The organism is Sphingobium sp. 3R8, from assembly GCF_020166615.1.
GTDB classification, from domain to species: Bacteria; Pseudomonadota; Alphaproteobacteria; order Sphingomonadales; family Sphingomonadaceae; genus Sphingobium; species Sphingobium bisphenolicum.
In genome coordinates, this window is record NZ_JAIQXR010000010.1 from 99,309 (window position 1) to 114,845 (window position 15,537).

Here is a 15,537-nt window from a genome sequence, read left to right on the forward strand (position 1 = left end):
TCATGACATTGGCATGGATGAACTATCGCGCACGGTTGTTGATCGTGGGCATCGGCGTGCTCCTGGGCAATGTCGGGGTGACGCCAGCCATGGCCTCGCAATGTGCGGATTTGCTACCCAGTCTGCGCCAGGACGTCGCGCGCGCCGTGACGGCGGGCGATATCGCGAAGTTGCGGGACATAGGGCCAATCGGCGGCATGCCCCCAGGACAAAGTCCGCTTGCCCTGTCACCTGATGGGCGGTCGATCGCCTTCATCCTGACCCGGGCACATCCTGAGACCAACAGCTATTGCCAGGGTCTCGTGGTGGTCGATCTTCGGCGGGGTAGCGTGGCCCGGATCGTCGATCAAGGTGGAGAATTGATCCGGGTCACCTTCCAGAGCGAACAGCGCGGACTTCTGACAGACACGGGTATCGCCGCGATCAACCAGCCGCGGTGGTCGCCCGATGGTACCCAAATTGCGTATCTGCGGAAGGATGGGGGCAGGACGCAGGCATGGCGGGCGAGTGTGCGTGGAAAAAGCGGCGCGCAGGTGTCCCATTCCCCCGTCGATGTCGAGGCCGTCGCCTGGTCGGATGACGGGAAGGCGCTCATATATGCCAACCGGCCATCCCTGATCGAAGAAAATGCTAAGCTCGATCAGGAAAGCCTGACCGGCTACCTGTTCGACGATCGGGCGATGCCCATCTATGGTGACCGACCGATGATCCGGGGGCCATTGCCCCTTCATTATGCCGCTGCAGATATTTCCTCGACGTCCTCATCGGATCGCTCCGCCACGCCAGCAGAGCGGACCGCGCTCGACCTGATCGGTCCGGACATGTTGCTGGGCCGTCCTTTGGCCATCACCGCGCCTTCTGGCGAGGAAGGGTGGGTAAAGGCAGAGGTGCCCGATCGTTATCTCAGTCCTATCCGCTTGTGGGGCAAGGACCGGCAGGGCCGTGAATGGCAGTGTCAGCACAGCAGCTGTTCCGATGGCATCATCGGCATGTGGTGGTCCGCCAAACATCGAGCCGTCCGGTATCTGCGCCGCGACGGCTATGGCGGCAGTCGCCTGACATTCTATCTATGGACGCCAGGACGCAACGCGCCTCGAAAGATGTGGGGTACTGATGGCCTGCTGACGGGCTGCCTCCCTGCGGAGGATCATCTGATTTGCGCCCAGGAAGGATCAACCCAGCCCCGGCGCATCGTGGCGTTGGATGCCGATACCGGCCGATCATCGGTTATCTTCGATCCCAACCCGGAATTCCGGCATCTGCAGATGGGAAAGGTCCAGCGCCTTTACTGGAGGAATCCGTTGGGCTTTGAGACCTTCGGCGACCTTGTTCTGCCCGCCAATTACCCCGTCGGCGCAAAACTGCCGATGATCGTCGTCCAATATCGAACACGCGGCTTCCTGCGTGGCAGTATCGGTGACGAATATCCCATCCATGCCTTTGCCGCGCAGGGCTTCGCCGTCCTGAGCGTCGAGAGCCCGCCGTTCTTCGCTACCAGTCTAAAGCAAGGCAACTGGCGGACGTGGAAGGATGCGGAATCGGAAAATGTGAAAGGATGGCGGGAACGGCACAATGTGGCCTCGTCCATCGTCGCCGGTGTCAAGGCGGCTATGGCGACAGGCGTGATCGATCCGAAGAGGATCGGCCTGACCGGTCTGAGCGATGGCTCAACCACCGCTTGGTATTTGCTCATCAATACCGATCTGTTCGCTGCAACCTCTGTCAGCACCTGTTGCGCCGACCCCAAAACGGACCTGATCATGGGTGGGCCAGCCTGGGAAAAGGAACGGCGGCGTTTCGGTTACCCCGCGCCAACCACTGATAATCCATCCTTCTGGCAACCCATCTCGCCCGCCATGAACGCGGCTAGGATCAAAGGACCCGTGCTGATGCAACTGGCGAGCGACGAATATCTGCGCGCGCTCGAGGCCTATACCGCCTTCCGGGAGATCGGCCCGCCGGTCGAGATGTTCCTCTTTCCGGGCGATCACCACATCAAGTGGCAACCGGCTCACCGCATGGCCATCTATGCGCGCAATATCGACTGGTTCAATTTCTGGTTGCGTGATGCCGTCGATCCGGCGCCGGAGAAGGTGGCGCAATATGATCGGTGGCGGAGGCTGAAATCGCAACGTCGTCCATAATGGGATGGGTTCATCATTAGCGCGCAGCCCATGACTGCGCCCATGCTTCGGCATCGACCAACCGCATCAGCCGCCAGAAATCGCCGTTCCGGGCATGTTGCGACCGATCGATGCTCTGCTCGATTGCGCCCATATCCAAAAGGCCCGCCTGTGCCAGAAGACCTTCCCGTAGCATGGTCGCAATGGTCTTCCGATGGGCTTCGAACAGGGTCGCTACGAAGCTGTCGGGCGTGCCTTTTGATAATCTGGCGACAAGCGGCGGGGGCAAGACATCTTCGAACGCCTTACGGGCGACGCTGCGATTGCGGCCGTCGCGGCACCAGAGCCAGGATGGAATTTTCAGGCAAAGTTCCACGATTGGCTGAGACAGCAGGGGCGAGATGACGGGCCTATTGAAAGCACGTTCGCTGTCGAGATGGTTTTGGATGCGCAAAAGCAGGGCGATGTGGCTCGCCGTTCCCGGCAGCGCACCGTCTGGCGCGTCCAGCCAATCGTGCCTGCAGGCTGCAGTCGCTTCCTGCGTGGCAAAAGACGACAGAAAGCTCAGGTCCGGCTTCCAGACATAATGGGCTGCCTTTTGCCGACTCTTCCGCCAACCGCTTCTGGCGACAGACCAGATATCGGCATGGGCGAGCGCGCTCATGTCCATGATCGCCCGCAAGGTTCCACGACCGATGCCCTCGACCAGCATCTGATCGGCGATCGGCGCCCCGGATTGCAGATAGCAGAAGACATTGTCACCACCGCCGCCGTTGAAGAAGACATCTGCCCCGACCTCATCTGCAAGCCCTATCCCCAGCGCGTCGCCTGCCTGAGCGAAGGATCGGACCGAGGGGCGTGGAAAGCGGGCGGCACCTGAGCGATGCAGGTCAACGAGGCCCACTTCCAGCATTCTTTCGAACAATGGCTGCCCGAGCTGATTGGTCAGTTGCCGGGCATAATCCCGCTCGTCTCCCGACGGATCGGCGGTCACCAATGTAATATGGCTTGCGCGAACATCCTGGGGCATGGCCGCCGCGACGACGGAGGAATCGAGCCCCCCCGACAAATAGAGGAGGACATGCGCAAATGGCTGCGTCCACGCTTGGACGCAGTCCATGATAGTCTCGCGCAGCAGGCGGACGGCCTCAACCTCATCGCGGATGAGCGACAGGCGACCGGTGTGCTGCCACGGTGACCAAAAAGCCGCAATATCTTGCGAGCCCGTCTCGGCAACCCGTATATGCGAGCCCCCGGGCAGTTCGGTCAGGCCTTCGATACAGGTCTGCGCCGGACGCATTTGATCGGCGATCAGGAACCGCGTGAGTGCCCGCCAATCAATATTGGTCCCGACAAGACCCGCGTCGACAAGCAAAGCCGGCTCGGACACAAACGCAATGATTCCTTTATGCCGCACATGATAACATGGGATCATGCCGGAGGGATCGCGGGCGATCTCGATCGCCATATCGTCCGGGCTCTGCCGGATGGTGACATAAGCCCCCCAGTTCGATGACCCGCGACTGGTCGGCGGTGCTTGGGAGATGACCACGACCTGGCGGCTGCGACCGCCAACCTTTTCGAACATATAGCCCAGGATGATCCCGGCGCGGTCATCCGCCATGACAAACGGGCCGCCGGGTTCAACCAACACGACCGCGCGGCCGAATGCGGCGACCTTTGTAAAGCCCGTCACGGCAATGACGCGATTCACCACGGTGTCGATGCTTTCGAGGAGATCGCCTGGAAAGACGAGCGCGATGTAGCGGAGCGCCATTACAGGACCAGTATCGGCTTGAAACGCCGCACATGATCGACACGATCGTCGAGAATGAGATCGTCTTGCTCAACCCAGCTATGCGCCGAGAAGGGATGCAACTGCACACCAAAGACCAGCCTCGCATCATGGCCGCGCTGCTGCGCGTGGCGGTAGAGGGCCAGTGCCCGGATCAGGCAATGATCGACTGGGAGATAATAGCGACGCGACGCTTCATAGGCAGCGCATAGGCCTCGCATGCCGGGCGCGGACGATCTAGGGACAGCAGGCAGTGGTGTTGCTTCCTTAAGCCGACGCAGGGTCGTCGGCAAACCCTGCCGTTTCAATGTGCGACGCATTGCCGCCAAACGGACAATAATCTCAGGAATCTTGGCCGCCATGCGTGAGGCGCCATCCTCTTCGTCGAAGATGCTGCGCCCGGCTGGTTTATGCTGGCAGGGTGTAAGTGGCTTGGCGCCTTCACCGTGGCCAATGATTCCCGCAGCGCGCAGCGGCGCTATCTCCTGTTCCGTAAGGCCCCCATTGGAGGACTTCAGAAGCTTTTGAAGACTGTCGCGCGCAGGCCCTGTCAGGCTGAAATAGCGATTCGCCTCATAATCCATGAAGATGAGGTGATGCTGGATTTCACAGAATGTCAGTCCGGGGCGAAGCGACAAGGCCATGAGACGCCTCTCCGATAACCGGTGCGCGGGAGCACCGCGCACCGGCAGTGGTGTCAGTCGTCGGAAAGGCCGACCGGATTCTGCAGCCCGATCTCGTCACCCTGGCCAAGGCCCGGGCCCTTCGTCTCGACGCTGATTGCGCCAAGGTCGATCATATCGTCGTTGCGACGTTCGACAGTCTTTTCCATCACACGTTCCTCTTCGATAGACCGCGATCCATTTCGCGGCACCGACAAGGATGTGCCCGGCGATCGATTATAAGAATTTTATAATCCGATTATAATCGCGACCGACCTTCAATCCCCACGCATAATGGACATCCCAGAGAATGCTAACAGGGAGAAGGCAGCCTATTTCCGACGCGGGACGTGACCGTGCTGTGAGACATGAGTTGGGATCATGCGCTGCCGTCTTTAGCAAAGCCTGGACATACACGACAGCGACCCGGTCACGCCCGCTCTGCCGGCGGCATTGATCCAAATCTATCCCGACATTTCTACAATCGCAAATTCTGGCATCTATAAGAGGTGCCGCGAGGGTTCGTTTTTCCCCCATTTCTGGGGATTTCCAGCATGAGTGAACCGCGAAACATTGGGTTTGTCTGAAGAACCAATGCGTCGAGGGTTGGAGCATGATCGAAATCCGTCACCTCCATTATGTCATAGCGACGGCGGAGCTTGGGAGTTTTAGCCAAGCAGCCGAGTCGCTGCGCATCAAGCAATCGACGTTGAGCCAACGAATCCGCCATCTCGAGCAGCGGCTTGGCACCGACCTGTTCGAGCGCTCGACCCGCGGCGCCCGACTGACGCGCGCAGGAGACCATTTTATATCGGGCGCGCGCCAGCTTGTGGCTGACCTCAACAGCCTTCATCGCAACACGATCATCTTTGGACAAGGGCGCCGCGGTGCGCTGAAGCTGGGCCTTTCAGGCGCAGTGCCCAGTAGCGCGGCGCAGTCTCTCATGCTGGAATTCAGCAAACGCCATGCAGACATCCAGCTATCTGCTGCGGTCTGCGACAGACAGGCGCTAGTACGCGACTTCGAGCGCGGCCAACTCGACGCCATCATCGTTGCAGGCCATCTGGCCCCGCCAGGCGCGGCATATCACGCTATTGGCAGCAGCCGGCTTTTTGCTGTCATGGTCCGCGACAACCCTCTGGCATTTCGTGCGCCGCTGTTCTGGTCGGATCTGCGCGACCTTACCCTTCTACTTGCGGACAGCGCGCGCGGGGACGACCTGCTCTCCCAAGTTGCGGGACGTCTTACCCTGGCCCAATCGCAGGCTGGTCTGGATCGTGCGGCGATCGTCCGTAGCCCGCTGAATTTGAATGGGCTCTACCAACTGATTGAAGCAGGCTGTTTTACCATCGTGCAGGAGGGGGCGTTCGCTCGCTTGCCCCCGCATCTGGTCGCCTTGCCCATCCACGAGCCCCATGGCCATGCGCGCATCGATTTTGGCCTCTGCTGGCGTGAAGACGCTAGCAATCCTGCGCTGGCCCCTTTGCTTGGGACCATCATGACCGTTGCCGAGAAGCCTTACCGCTGCGATGCCTTGCAAAGGCGCGGTCCCCCGCCATGAACCGTTCCAACATGGGGCCGATGAGGCGTTCGGGAGAAACCTGCGCTTCACCCGTTTCAGTGGCCAACGCCGCAGCATAGCGCACGAGGTCGCGATGGACATTGGCTGGCAATTCCAGACTGATCTTGACGGGCTTGTCGTCCGCCAGCGATCCCAGGCGCAGCTTGGCCATCACCGATTGCCTTGAGGGGGAAGGATAAGGTCGCGCGTGATCATGACGCGCAGTGGATGGCCCGGCCGGATGGTCAAGGTCGGGGCTACCGCTACCTGACGCTGTACGATCTCTTGCCCGGCCTGATTGAAGCTGTCCTGCGACCCGCGGCGCAGCGCCCGGATGATGTCGTTATCGCTACCGGCCGCCAATTCCGTGCTAAGGCCCAAAAGAGTAGAGATCATGGCAGCGCGCGCAACGTCACCCCAATGATTGTTTACGCTGTCCTGCAAGCCCGAAAAGCCGCTGGCATCGGCAGCAGGTTGACGCTCGAGCAGCATCGAACGCCCGTCGGGCATGATGAGGCGCGTCCACGCCATCAGAAGCCGCGACTGCCCCGCATCGATTTGCGAATCATACTCCCCGATCAACCTTGCGCCTTGCGGAATGAGCAGGATGCGCCCTGTCGGGCTGTCATAGACATTCTGCGTGACCTGGGCGCTGATCTGACCGGGCAGGTCGGATCGAATGCCAGTGATCAAGGCGGCGGGTATGATGCTGCCAGCCTGCAGGATGTTGGCGGACGCCACAGGTTCGACGGTCGATGAGGCGAGCGAGCGCGTGTCCATGGTGCCCGCCATGAAAGCACGCTTGGCCGCGCTACCCGATGCCGTCATTGCCGATGGGGCGGCAAGGTCCGGGCCGAACGCTGGCGCGGTGGTCGGCGACCCCGTGGCGACGTGCTCAGACGCCCCGCCCGTCGATTGGGCACTCCCCTGTCCTGTGAACAACTGGCTTGCATGCGCAGCGTCCCGTTCCTGACGCGCCTTTTGCCGTGCTGCGACGGCCGGATCGATGGCCTGGCGATCGGATGGATAGCCTTGCCGGGAAAGTTGGTGATCGTTGCCGCCCTGTTGTGCAGCAAGGATCGGCCGTCCCAGGTCGCCCGGCAGTGGCGGTCCCAATTGCGGGACCTGGCTGTAGTCCTTGGGCGCTGATCCCAGCCCGTCGGCCTTTGCCCGGCCCTCGGTCGCATAGACTTCCTGGCCGACCGGTTTCTCCGGCGGCTGTAGTGCATAGATGAGAGCGCCCCCGATGCTCAAACCTGCAAACACGCCCACCCCAGCCAATGTCTTGCGGGACAGGCGCATGACCGTCGGCGCATCGCCTCCCAACTTGAACGGCGCCGCCGGCGACGGCGCAGGCGAACTATTGTGCTCGCTACGGTCGCTCATGGTCGGCTTCTCCTTCCGCTGGCGATCCGTGTCAGGCGTACCCGCTGCGCCGTCTTCTTGTCCCCCATGCGCAACTCGGCTGCGCTGAAGAGCCGGTCGATGATGATGAAACGGTCCTGCACACGATAATTGACGAGCTCGGCATTGCCGCCGCTGCCAAGGATGAAGACTGGCGGCATTTCGTCCTGCGCGACGCTTGCGGGAAACTCGATGAAGACCTGGCTACCGTCGTCGAACGCGCGCAGTGGTCGCCAGCTCGGCTTGTCCCCATTGATCGCGTAGCCGAAATCGAGCGAAGCGATGTTGATGCCCGCGGCGATCGGCGTCTTTATGGCGATAGCGGCGTTGCGCTGCCGCAGCGCTATCAATTCATCCTGAGGGTATGACCAGGATACCGACGCCATATAGGTGGTCGGGGTGGCGCGCAGTTCGAGATGATAGGTCCGCCGATCGGTGTTGATCACCAGATTGGTCAGGAGATCGGGCCGGGTCGGCTTTGCCAGGATGTGGACGCGTTGCGTCTCGCCCGCACCGCTGAGCGTATCGCCGATAATCCATCGCACGGTATCACCCGCAGCGACGGGCCCCGCGCCGACAAGCGTTTCTCCGGGCTGAAGGGCGATGTCCGTCACCTGGCCGGGCGCCGTATAGACCTGATAAAGAGCGCCTTCCGCCCAGGGATATTGCTGCATGGCGTTGATGAAACCATCGCGCGCGGGCTCTATGCGGGCTGCGGCATTGGCGGCGACGATCCGGGTTTTGGGGTCGGCAAGCGCCGGGGCGGGAGCTATGGGCGGCACCGGCTTGAGTTGCCCCGGCAACGGCAGCGGCTTTGCAACAGTTACGATCTCGACCTGTTTCTCAGGTTCCGCGATGCGCACCGCAGGCGTCTGCGTTGCCCCATACAGGGCTGGGCGCGTCGCTGCGCAGGCGGCGGTCGTGTTTACGGAAATCAGCAAAGCCCCAATTGCGGCCCCGGAACGATGAACGTGCATCATTGGGAAAGCTCCTTCGACCAGTTGATGGCGTTGACGAACAGGCCGAGCGGGTTCTTGCGCAGGGCATCGGGCGCGGAGGGAGGCTGGATCACGACCGTCACGATGGCCGACCACCGGCTTGTCTCAACCAGTGCCCCATCCTGGTATCGCCGCTCGGTCCAGGAAACGCGAAAGCTGCTGTCCGACGACCGGATCACGCTCGATATGTCGACCGCAACCTGCGTCTTGCCGACAAGCACGAACGGGTCATTCGCCCGCGCATAATCATTGAGGACCATGGCGCCGCGATCCGTGGTGAAGTCATAGGCGCGCAGCCATGCTTGGCGCAGGACGATTGGATCGGCCGGGATGCTGCGAACCTGTTCGACGAAGCGCGCAAGATGGAAGGCGATCTGCGGATCGGTCGGACGGTATCCCGCATCGGCGGGGCCGACGGCCTGTGCATCGCCGAACTTGTCCACCTGCACGACCCAGGGCACGATCGAGCCGCGCGCCGATTGCCAGATCAAGCCGGCGGCAAGGCCACCAGACAGCATCAGCGTGCCGAAAAAGGCGAGACGCCAATTGCGCGCCTGGACGCGCGCCGATCCGATGCGATCGTCCCAGGCTTGGCCAGCACGCTGGTAAGGCGTGACCGGCTCCGGGGTCTGGCCGTACCGGATGGATGGTCGTTTGAACATGATCAGTCCCTTCCGCTCAGATCTATTGAAGCGCCGCCACCACCGCTGTCGCCGGCGCGCAATGTGTGGGCGGCGGTCGAAACCCCGTGGGCGATGGCCTGCCGCTGGCGCATTGCCGTCGCCCATTTTGGCGGCCCGGACGCAGCTTCTGCGCCACCACTGTTCGTCGATGCGCCCGATTTCCCGGCTTCGAAGCTTTGCTTCATTGCATCGGCAGCGCGGCGGAGTGGGGACGTGGCGGCAGAGCCGGCCGCTCTTCCCAGCGCACCCATGCCGCCCGCGACGGCGTCTCCCCCGCTCTTGCCCGCTGCGCCGGCGCTATAGGTGGCGCTGGTCGATCCGGCCGCACGGGCAGCGGCGCTCGATGCGCTCGCTACGGCCCCGCCGACAGCGCCCGCCGCGAGCCGGGCGCCTGCCGCCCCGCCGGCTAGGGTGGCACCGGCGGCAATCGCCGCACCCGCCGCTGCGCCTGCACCAAGCTGCGGACCTCCGGTAACGATGCCATTGGCGATGCCGGGGCCGAATATGCCCAGACCAAGCAAGGCCAATGAGGCGAGCGCGATCGACATGGCCTGTTCCGCAGCCGGCGCTGTTCCACCCAGCGCATTGATGAACTGGTCGAACAGTCTCGTGCCGATGCCGGTGATGACGGCGAGAACCAGGATCTTGATGCCGCTCGATACGATATGGCCAAGCACCCGCTCCGCCATGAATGCCGTCCGCCCAAAAAAGGCGAAGGGCAGCAGGACGAACCCGGCCAGCGTCACCAGCTTGAACTCGATCAGCGTGATGAACAGCTGTACGGCAAGAATGAAGAAGGCGAGGATCACAATCATCCAGGCCAGCAGCAGCACAGCGATCTGGACGAAATTGGCAAAAAACGAGGTGAGCCCCATCATCTCCGACGCGGACGTGAGAAGTGGTTCGCCTGCATCAAGCCCAACCGCCGCAACGCTACCCGGCTTCATGAACTCGGTGAGGCCGATGCTGGCGCCGCTGGCCTTGAGGCCGAGGCCGGCAAAGGACTGGAACAGGATCTGCGAGAGCGAGGAGAAGTTGCCGATGATGAAGGCGAAGAAGCCGATATAGAGCGTCTTCTTGACCAGGCGTTGCAGGACATCCTCGTCGGCACCCCACGCCCAGAACAGCCCGGCAAGTGTCACGTCGATTGCGATCAGCGTGGTCGAGAGAAACCCGACTTCCCCGCCGAGCAGGCCAAAACCGGAATCGATATAGGCCGTGAAGGTCGCCAGGAACCCGTCGATGACGCCGACATCATTCATGTCGGGCATGCTCCTGCCAATCGGATCGGGCGCTGCGGCCATCATCTGTGCCGAAGAAACGGCGTCGCTCGGCTTCCCAGGCCGCTGCGCAGGTTGGATCCTCTGCCGTGACATGCCGACAGCGAACGAGGGCGGCCGCGCGATCCTCGGTCGACACCGGCATCGGCAGTATCTGTTCAGTGGGCGTGCCTGGCTGCTGGTGCATGACCGTGAGCACTGCAACCGTCAGCATGCCACCGCCGGCGAGGCCCGCCAGCGCCAGGCGTCCGCTCCGCATCCTATTGGCCCGAACGCGCCATGAAGCGCTGGAATCGGACGCGGCCCTCCGCCTCTGCGGTAGCGGCGCGGGCCGCCTCAATCGTCTGGGCGCGACCCTGCGCTGCGAGCATGGCGGTGATATCGGCCAGTTGCTGGGATTGGAGGGCGACAAGCTGGTTCCCGGCCTGGGCGGCTTGCAACGCGCCCGATGCCGACTGGCTGGCTGAAACAAGATCGTCCATCGATGTCCGGGTGCCGTCGATGTTGCCGACCACCCCGGCCTGGACCTTCAGCGCATCCTCGAACGCATCGACGCTGGTGGACCAACGGTCCCTGGCGCTGGCGACCAGATCGGCGTCTGAACTCGACAGCGCTATATCGCCATATTTGGTGGCGAAGGCCTGCTCGATCTGGGTCACGTCATAGGCCAGGCGCTGTGCCTGCCCCAGCAGACGCTGGGTCTGCCGCACCTGCTGCTGGAGCGCCTGAAGGCTGCTGAACGGCAGGCTGGCGAGGTTTTTCGTGTCGTTGAGAAGCGAGGCCGCCTCGTTCTGCAACGACCGGATCTGGTTGTTGATCTGCTGCAAGGCGCGCGCCGCCTGCAGCACATTGGAGGCATAGTTGGTGGGGTCATAGACGACCAGTGCCTGTGCCGGTGTCATGGCCAGCGCGAGCGCAGCAGCGCACAGGCCAAGCGGGCGAACGATGAAGCGCGATGTCATGAGCTTTGCTCCTTTGGCTGTTGCGTGGAAAGCAGGTCTGCCGCCCAGTCGTGGCCGCATGCGCGCAGCCAGGCCGCGGCGAACTCTTCGTCGCCCGGTTGGCTCAGTATCTGGTCGATCCTGCGCTGGTCGGACTTGGAGGACGCGGCGGTGAAGGCGAGCGCCACTTCCTTTAGCCCCAAATCCATCAGGCGGTTGCCGCGGCGCGACTGAACATAATAATCGCGCTTTGGCGTCGCCCGCGCCAATATCTCGATCTGCCGGGCATTGAGCCCGAACCGCGCATAGATGGCGCTGATCTGCGGTTCGGTCGCCCGCTCATTGGCCAGAAATATCCGGGTCGGGCAGCTTTCGATGATGGCTGGTGCAATGGCGCTGGTTTCAATGTCAGCCAGGCTCTGCGTCGCAAAGATCACACTCGCATTCTTCTTGCGCAGCGTTTTGAGCCATTCGCGCAATTGCGCGGCAAAGGTCGGGCTGTCGAGCACCAGCCAGCCCTCATCGATGATGACGAGGCTGGGCGATCCATCGAGCCTGTTCTCGATCCGGTGGAAAAGATAGGCCAGCACCGGAGCGGCTGCGGCCGAGCCTACCAATCCTTCGGTTTCGAATATCTGGACATGGGCATCGCCCAGTTGCTCTGCCTCGGCATCGAGCAGGCGACCCCAGGCGCCGCCCACGCAATAGGGCTGCAGCGCCTGTTTGAGGGCTTGGGATTGCAGCAGCACCGCAAGCCCCGTCAGCGTCCGCTCGTCGGGCCTCGCGCTGGCGAGCGATCGGAGCGCCGCCCACAGATGGTCCTTGGCCTGGGGATCGAGCGTAATCCCCTCCGCCTCCAGGATCGAACCGACCCATTGCGCCGCCCATGCCTGTTCGGCCGGATCATCGATCCTTGCAAGAGGTTGGAGCGATACAGCCGCATTCTCGGCGTGAAGCCCGGTCCCCAAATCCTGCCAGTCACCGCCCATCGCCAGCACCGCAGCGCGCATGCTGGCGCCAAAGTCGAAGGCGAAAATCTGTGCGCCGGGATAGCGGCGAAACTGCATCGCCATCAGGGCGAGCAGAACCGATTTGCCCGCGCCAGTCGGCCCCACCACCAGCGTGTGCCCGACGTCGCCAACATGCAGCGAGAAGCGAAAGGGCGTCGATCCTTCGGTTTTGGCATGGAATAGCGGCGGACCATCGAGATGCGCATCGCCCGACGGTCCAGACCAGACGGCCGACAGCGGCATCATATGCGCCAGGTTGAGCGTGCTGATCGGCGGCTGCCGGACATTGGCGTAGACATGGCCTGGCAGCGATCCGAGCCAGGCCTCCACAGCGTTGAGACCTTCGCTCGTGCAGGTGAAATCCCGGCCCTGGATCACCTTCTCGACCAGACGAAGCTTCTCGGCGGCGATGGCAGGGTTGGTGTCCCACACCGTCACTGTGGCGGTCACATAGGCCTGGCCGATCATGTCCGAGCCCAGTTCCTGCAAGGCCAGATCGGCGTCTGCAGCCTTGTTTGATGCGTCCGTGTCCAGCAGGGCCGAGGCTTCGTTGGTCATCACCTCCTTGAGAATGGCCGCGACCGACTTGCGTTTGGCGAACCATTGTCGCCGGATCTTGCCCAGCAATCGGGTGGCATCGGCCTTGTCGAGTATGATCGCCCGCGTCGACCAGCGATAGGGAAAGGCCAGACGATTGAGTTCGTCGAGCAGGCCTGGATAGGTCGAGGTCGGAAAGCCGGTGACAGTCAGGCTGCGCAGATGGCTGTTGCCAAGGCGCGGTTCCAAGCCACCGACCAGCGGTTCGTCTGCCAGAAGCGCATCCAGGTGCATCGGCGTTTCGGGCACGCGCACGTTCTGACGCTTGGTCGAAATCGTCGAGTGAAGATAGGTGAGGGTCGCGCCGTCGTCGAGCCAGGCGATTTCCGGCAGGAACCCTTCAAGCAGCTGGACGATCCGATGTGAGCGGTCGATGAAACCGGATAGCAGTTCAGCACCGTTCGAGTCCGTCCTCGATCGCCCTTCATAGAGCCATCGCTCGGCCCGGGCGCTGTCTTCCGCTGGCGGCATCCACAGCAGGGTAGCATAATAGGCGCTGTCATAATGCGCGCCTTCTTCGTGGAATTGTTCGCGTCGTTCCCGGTCCAGCAGTCGCGAGGCCGGATCGGGGAAAACATCGTCGGGATAGTCGTTCGCTGGCACCCGCTGCGCCTCGGTGAACAAGGCCCAGCCCGAGCCGAGCCGACGCAGGGCGCTATTCAGCCGCGCGGTCGTCGCCACCAGTTCAGCGGGCGTCGCGGAATCGAGGTCCGGTCCCCGGAAACGGGCGGTGCGCTGGAACGAGCCGTCCTTGTTGAGGACGACGCCCGGCGCGACCAGAGCGGCCCAAGGCAGGAAATCGCTCAGGCTGCTCGCGGTCGAACGATATTCGCGCAACGACATCATGCCCGTAGCCAGGTCGGATAGCGCACATGCCGACGGGCCACATCGACGAAGTTCGGATCGTGGCGGGCGGCCCATACGCCCAGCACATGACCGATGGCCCAAAGCACAAGGCCTGCGATCCACAAACGCAAGCCGAGACCGACAGCGCCTGCCAACGTCCCGTTGACGATTGCCAGCGCGCGTGGCGCGCCGCCCAGAAGGATCGGCTCGGTGAGGGACCGATGGACCGGCACCTCAAAGCCTGGAACCTGTCCAACCCTATCCATCAGACGAGCGCTCCACCGCCGAACGAGAAAAAGGAGAGGAAGAAGCTGGTTGCGCCGAACGCAATGCTGAGACCGAATACGATCTGGATGAGCTTGCGCGCGCCGCCCGACGTATCGCCAAATGCCAGGGTCAGGCCGGTTACCGTGATGATCATCACGGCGATAATCTTGGCGACGGGGCCTTCGATCGACTCCAGAATGGACTGGAGAGGCGCTTCCCAAGGCATCGACGATCCGGCAGCATAGGCTGGTATCACGGACGCCGTGGCTATGATGCCAGCGAGCGCCAGATGACTGGCACTCCGGCGGATTGGCACAACAGGCTGGATCATCAATCGTCTCCTTGGCTGGTGAGGGAATATTCGCCGCTTGGATCGAGGCCATGGACGCGAACAAGTTCGGCCAGACGGCGGCCATGGCCGTCGCGCACAAGCACCGCGACGATGTCGATCGTGTCTGCGATCAGGGCACGAGGGACCGTGACGACGGCTTCCTGGATGAGCTGTTCCATTCGCCGCAGTGCGCCCATGCCCGATCCTGCATGGATGGTGCCGATCCCGCCCGGATGGCCCGTCCCCCATGCTTTGATGAGGTCGAGGGCTTCGGCCCCGCGCACCTCACCGATGGGGATGCGGTCGGGCCGCAGGCGCAGGGCGGATCGCACAAGATCAGACAGCGTGGCGACGCCATTCTTGGTGCGCATCGCGATCAGGTTGGGAGACGTGCACTGCAGCTCGCGCGTATCCTCGATGAGGACAATCCTGTCGGTCGTCCTGGCGACCTCGGCCAGAAGTGCGTTGGTGAGCGTCGTCTTGCCGGTCCCTGTGCCACCGGCCACCAGGATGTTTTGGCGCGTGGCAACGGCTTGCGCCAATATGTCGGCTTGGCGCGCAGACATGACATTGGCGGCGACATAATCCGCGAGCGTGAACACGGCGACGGCGGGCTTGCGAATGGCGAAAGTCGGGGACTGGACGACGGGCGGGAGCAGCCCCTCGAACCGCTCGCCGCTATTGGGAAGTTCGGCCGACACGCGAGGCGCTCCGTCATGAACCTCCGCGCCGACATGATGCGCTACCAGACGGATGATCCGCTCGCCATCGGCGGCCGACAGGCAGGCTCCGGTATCGCTGAGGCCTTCGCCCAGCCGATCGATCCAGATATGACCGTCGGGATTGAGCATGATCTCGATGACGCCCGCATCGTCGAGCCAGCCGATGATCGCCGCACCGAGCGCCGTGCGGAGCATGCGCGAGCCGCGTGTCCTGGCTTCTGTACGGAGCGGATATATGCTCATGGATCGACCCTGCCAATTGCCGGACCGTTGGCTGTCCAGCTCAGGGGATGAACAAGAAAGCCACATTACCCCTG

Annotated in this window: 16 protein-coding genes; 2 read left to right on the top strand and 14 right to left on the bottom strand. The window is 62.7% G+C overall.

What is annotated here, in order from left to right:
* The first annotated feature begins 2 nt into the window (after positions 1-2).
* Positions 3-2,144, top strand: coding sequence for an Atxe2 family lasso peptide isopeptidase (locus K9B33_RS11580; protein ID WP_224548987.1), 2,142 nt, complete (start codon positions 3-5; stop codon positions 2,142-2,144).
* Positions 2,145-2,160: 16 nt separating this feature from the next.
* Here K9B33_RS11580 and K9B33_RS11585 read toward each other — a convergent pair whose 3' ends face one another.
* From K9B33_RS11585 to K9B33_RS11595, 3 genes are read right to left on the bottom strand one after another with little or no spacing between them, the layout of a single operon-like run.
* On the bottom strand, positions 2,161-3,900 hold the full coding sequence (locus K9B33_RS11585) for an asparagine synthase-related protein (RefSeq protein ID WP_224548899.1): 1,740 nt from the start codon (positions 3,898-3,900) through the stop codon (positions 2,161-2,163).
* Complete coding sequence (locus tag K9B33_RS11590) at positions 3,900-4,562, bottom strand: lasso peptide biosynthesis B2 protein (protein ID WP_224548901.1); 663 nt, start codon at positions 4,560-4,562, stop codon at positions 3,900-3,902. The genes K9B33_RS11585 and K9B33_RS11590 overlap by 1 nt, the downstream gene beginning before the upstream one ends.
* A gap of 53 nt (positions 4,563-4,615) precedes the next feature.
* Positions 4,616-4,750 carry a benenodin family lasso peptide gene (locus tag K9B33_RS11595; protein ID WP_156106185.1) on the bottom strand — a complete coding sequence of 45 codons (135 nt, stop codon included), beginning with the start codon at positions 4,748-4,750 and terminating at the stop codon, positions 4,616-4,618.
* 443 nt (positions 4,751-5,193) lie between these two features.
* Here K9B33_RS11595 and K9B33_RS11600 point away from each other — a divergent pair, with 443 nt between their 5' ends.
* Entirely contained in the window at positions 5,194-6,141 is a 948-nt protein-coding gene (locus K9B33_RS11600; protein ID WP_224548903.1) for a LysR family transcriptional regulator, read from the top strand.
* On the opposite strand, the gene K9B33_RS11605 is transcribed toward K9B33_RS11600, so the two are convergent.
* The 11 genes from K9B33_RS11605 to trbB are packed head-to-tail and all read right to left on the bottom strand — an operon-like array spanning position 6,077 to position 15,463.
* Positions 6,077-6,313: a DUF2274 domain-containing protein gene (locus tag K9B33_RS11605; protein WP_224548904.1), complete on the bottom strand. Its 237-nt coding sequence runs from the start codon at positions 6,311-6,313 to the stop codon at positions 6,077-6,079. The genes K9B33_RS11600 and K9B33_RS11605 overlap by 65 nt on opposite strands.
* Positions 6,313-7,527 carry a TrbI/VirB10 family protein gene (locus tag K9B33_RS11610; RefSeq protein WP_411974006.1) on the bottom strand — a complete coding sequence of 405 codons (1,215 nt, stop codon included), beginning with the start codon at positions 7,525-7,527 and terminating at the stop codon, positions 6,313-6,315. The genes K9B33_RS11605 and K9B33_RS11610 overlap by 1 nt, the downstream gene beginning before the upstream one ends.
* Positions 7,524-8,525, bottom strand: coding sequence for a P-type conjugative transfer protein TrbG (gene trbG, locus K9B33_RS11615; protein ID WP_224548988.1), 1,002 nt, complete (start codon positions 8,523-8,525; stop codon positions 7,524-7,526). Before trbG ends, K9B33_RS11610 begins: the two co-directional genes overlap by 4 nt.
* A complete protein-coding gene (gene trbF, locus K9B33_RS11620; protein ID WP_224548907.1) occupies positions 8,522-9,205 on the bottom strand; it encodes a conjugal transfer protein TrbF in 684 nt (227 codons plus the stop codon). Before trbF ends, trbG begins: the two co-directional genes overlap by 4 nt.
* A gap of 2 nt (positions 9,206-9,207) precedes the next feature.
* The gene (gene trbL / locus K9B33_RS11625) at positions 9,208-10,488 is read right to left on the bottom strand and encodes a P-type conjugative transfer protein TrbL (RefSeq protein ID WP_224548909.1); all 1,281 of its coding nucleotides are present in this window, start codon (positions 10,486-10,488) and stop codon (positions 9,208-9,210) included.
* Complete coding sequence (trbK-alt, locus tag K9B33_RS23240; RefSeq protein ID WP_224548911.1) at positions 10,481-10,765, bottom strand: putative entry exclusion protein TrbK-alt; 285 nt, start codon at positions 10,763-10,765, stop codon at positions 10,481-10,483. The genes trbL and trbK-alt overlap by 8 nt, the downstream gene beginning before the upstream one ends.
* 1 nt (position 10,766) lies before the next feature.
* The gene (gene trbJ, locus K9B33_RS11635; RefSeq protein WP_224548913.1) at positions 10,767-11,468 is read right to left on the bottom strand and encodes a P-type conjugative transfer protein TrbJ; all 702 of its coding nucleotides are present in this window, start codon (positions 11,466-11,468) and stop codon (positions 10,767-10,769) included.
* Positions 11,465-13,900, bottom strand: a complete 2,436-nt coding sequence (trbE, locus tag K9B33_RS11640) for a conjugal transfer protein TrbE (RefSeq protein ID WP_224548916.1) — start codon at positions 13,898-13,900, stop codon at positions 11,465-11,467. Before trbE ends, trbJ begins: the two co-directional genes overlap by 4 nt.
* Positions 13,897-14,166, bottom strand: a complete 270-nt coding sequence (locus K9B33_RS11645; protein ID WP_224548918.1) for a VirB3 family type IV secretion system protein — start codon at positions 14,164-14,166, stop codon at positions 13,897-13,899. Before K9B33_RS11645 ends, trbE begins: the two co-directional genes overlap by 4 nt.
* Complete coding sequence (locus K9B33_RS11650) at positions 14,166-14,498, bottom strand: TrbC/VirB2 family protein (protein WP_224548920.1); 333 nt, start codon at positions 14,496-14,498, stop codon at positions 14,166-14,168. The genes K9B33_RS11645 and K9B33_RS11650 overlap by 1 nt, the downstream gene beginning before the upstream one ends.
* Entirely contained in the window at positions 14,498-15,463 is a 966-nt protein-coding gene (gene trbB / locus K9B33_RS11655; protein ID WP_224548922.1) for a P-type conjugative transfer ATPase TrbB, read from the bottom strand. Before trbB ends, K9B33_RS11650 begins: the two co-directional genes overlap by 1 nt.
* Positions 15,464-15,537: the final 74 nt, after the last annotated feature.

What these genes read in the sequence shown, in the direction of transcription:
- K9B33_RS11645 (WP_224548918.1), bottom strand. Translation starts at nt 14,166, where the DNA reads ATGGATAGGGTTGGACAGGTTCCAGGCTTTGAGGTGCCGGTCCATCGG.
- trbK-alt (WP_224548911.1), bottom strand. Translation starts at nt 10,765, where the DNA reads ATGCGGAGCGGACGCCTGGCGCTGGCGGGCCTCGCCGGCGGTGGCATG.
- trbG (WP_224548988.1), bottom strand. Translation starts at nt 8,525, where the DNA reads ATGATGCACGTTCATCGTTCCGGGGCCGCAATTGGGGCTTTGCTGATT.
- K9B33_RS11600 (WP_224548903.1), top strand. Translation starts at nt 5,194, where the DNA reads ATGATCGAAATCCGTCACCTCCATTATGTCATAGCGACGGCGGAGCTT.
- trbE (WP_224548916.1), bottom strand. Translation starts at nt 13,900, where the DNA reads ATGATGTCGTTGCGCGAATATCGTTCGACCGCGAGCAGCCTGAGCGAT.
- K9B33_RS11590 (WP_224548901.1), bottom strand. Translation starts at nt 4,562, where the DNA reads ATGGCCTTGTCGCTTCGCCCCGGACTGACATTCTGTGAAATCCAGCAT.
- K9B33_RS11610 (WP_411974006.1), bottom strand. Translation starts at nt 7,527, where the DNA reads ATGAGCGACCGTAGCGAGCACAATAGTTCGCCTGCGCCGTCGCCGGCG.
- K9B33_RS11585 (WP_224548899.1), bottom strand. Translation starts at nt 3,900, where the DNA reads ATGGCGCTCCGCTACATCGCGCTCGTCTTTCCAGGCGATCTCCTCGAA.
- K9B33_RS11650 (WP_224548920.1), bottom strand. Translation starts at nt 14,498, where the DNA reads ATGATCCAGCCTGTTGTGCCAATCCGCCGGAGTGCCAGTCATCTGGCG.
- trbB (WP_224548922.1), bottom strand. Translation starts at nt 15,463, where the DNA reads ATGAGCATATATCCGCTCCGTACAGAAGCCAGGACACGCGGCTCGCGC.
- trbF (WP_224548907.1), bottom strand. Translation starts at nt 9,205, where the DNA reads ATGTTCAAACGACCATCCATCCGGTACGGCCAGACCCCGGAGCCGGTC.
- trbL (WP_224548909.1), bottom strand. Translation starts at nt 10,488, where the DNA reads ATGAATGATGTCGGCGTCATCGACGGGTTCCTGGCGACCTTCACGGCC.
- K9B33_RS11595 (WP_156106185.1), bottom strand. Translation starts at nt 4,750, where the DNA reads ATGGAAAAGACTGTCGAACGTCGCAACGACGATATGATCGACCTTGGC.
- K9B33_RS11605 (WP_224548904.1), bottom strand. Translation starts at nt 6,313, where the DNA reads ATGGCCAAGCTGCGCCTGGGATCGCTGGCGGACGACAAGCCCGTCAAG.
- trbJ (WP_224548913.1), bottom strand. Translation starts at nt 11,468, where the DNA reads ATGACATCGCGCTTCATCGTTCGCCCGCTTGGCCTGTGCGCTGCTGCG.
- K9B33_RS11580 (WP_224548987.1), top strand. Translation starts at nt 3, where the DNA reads ATGACATTGGCATGGATGAACTATCGCGCACGGTTGTTGATCGTGGGC.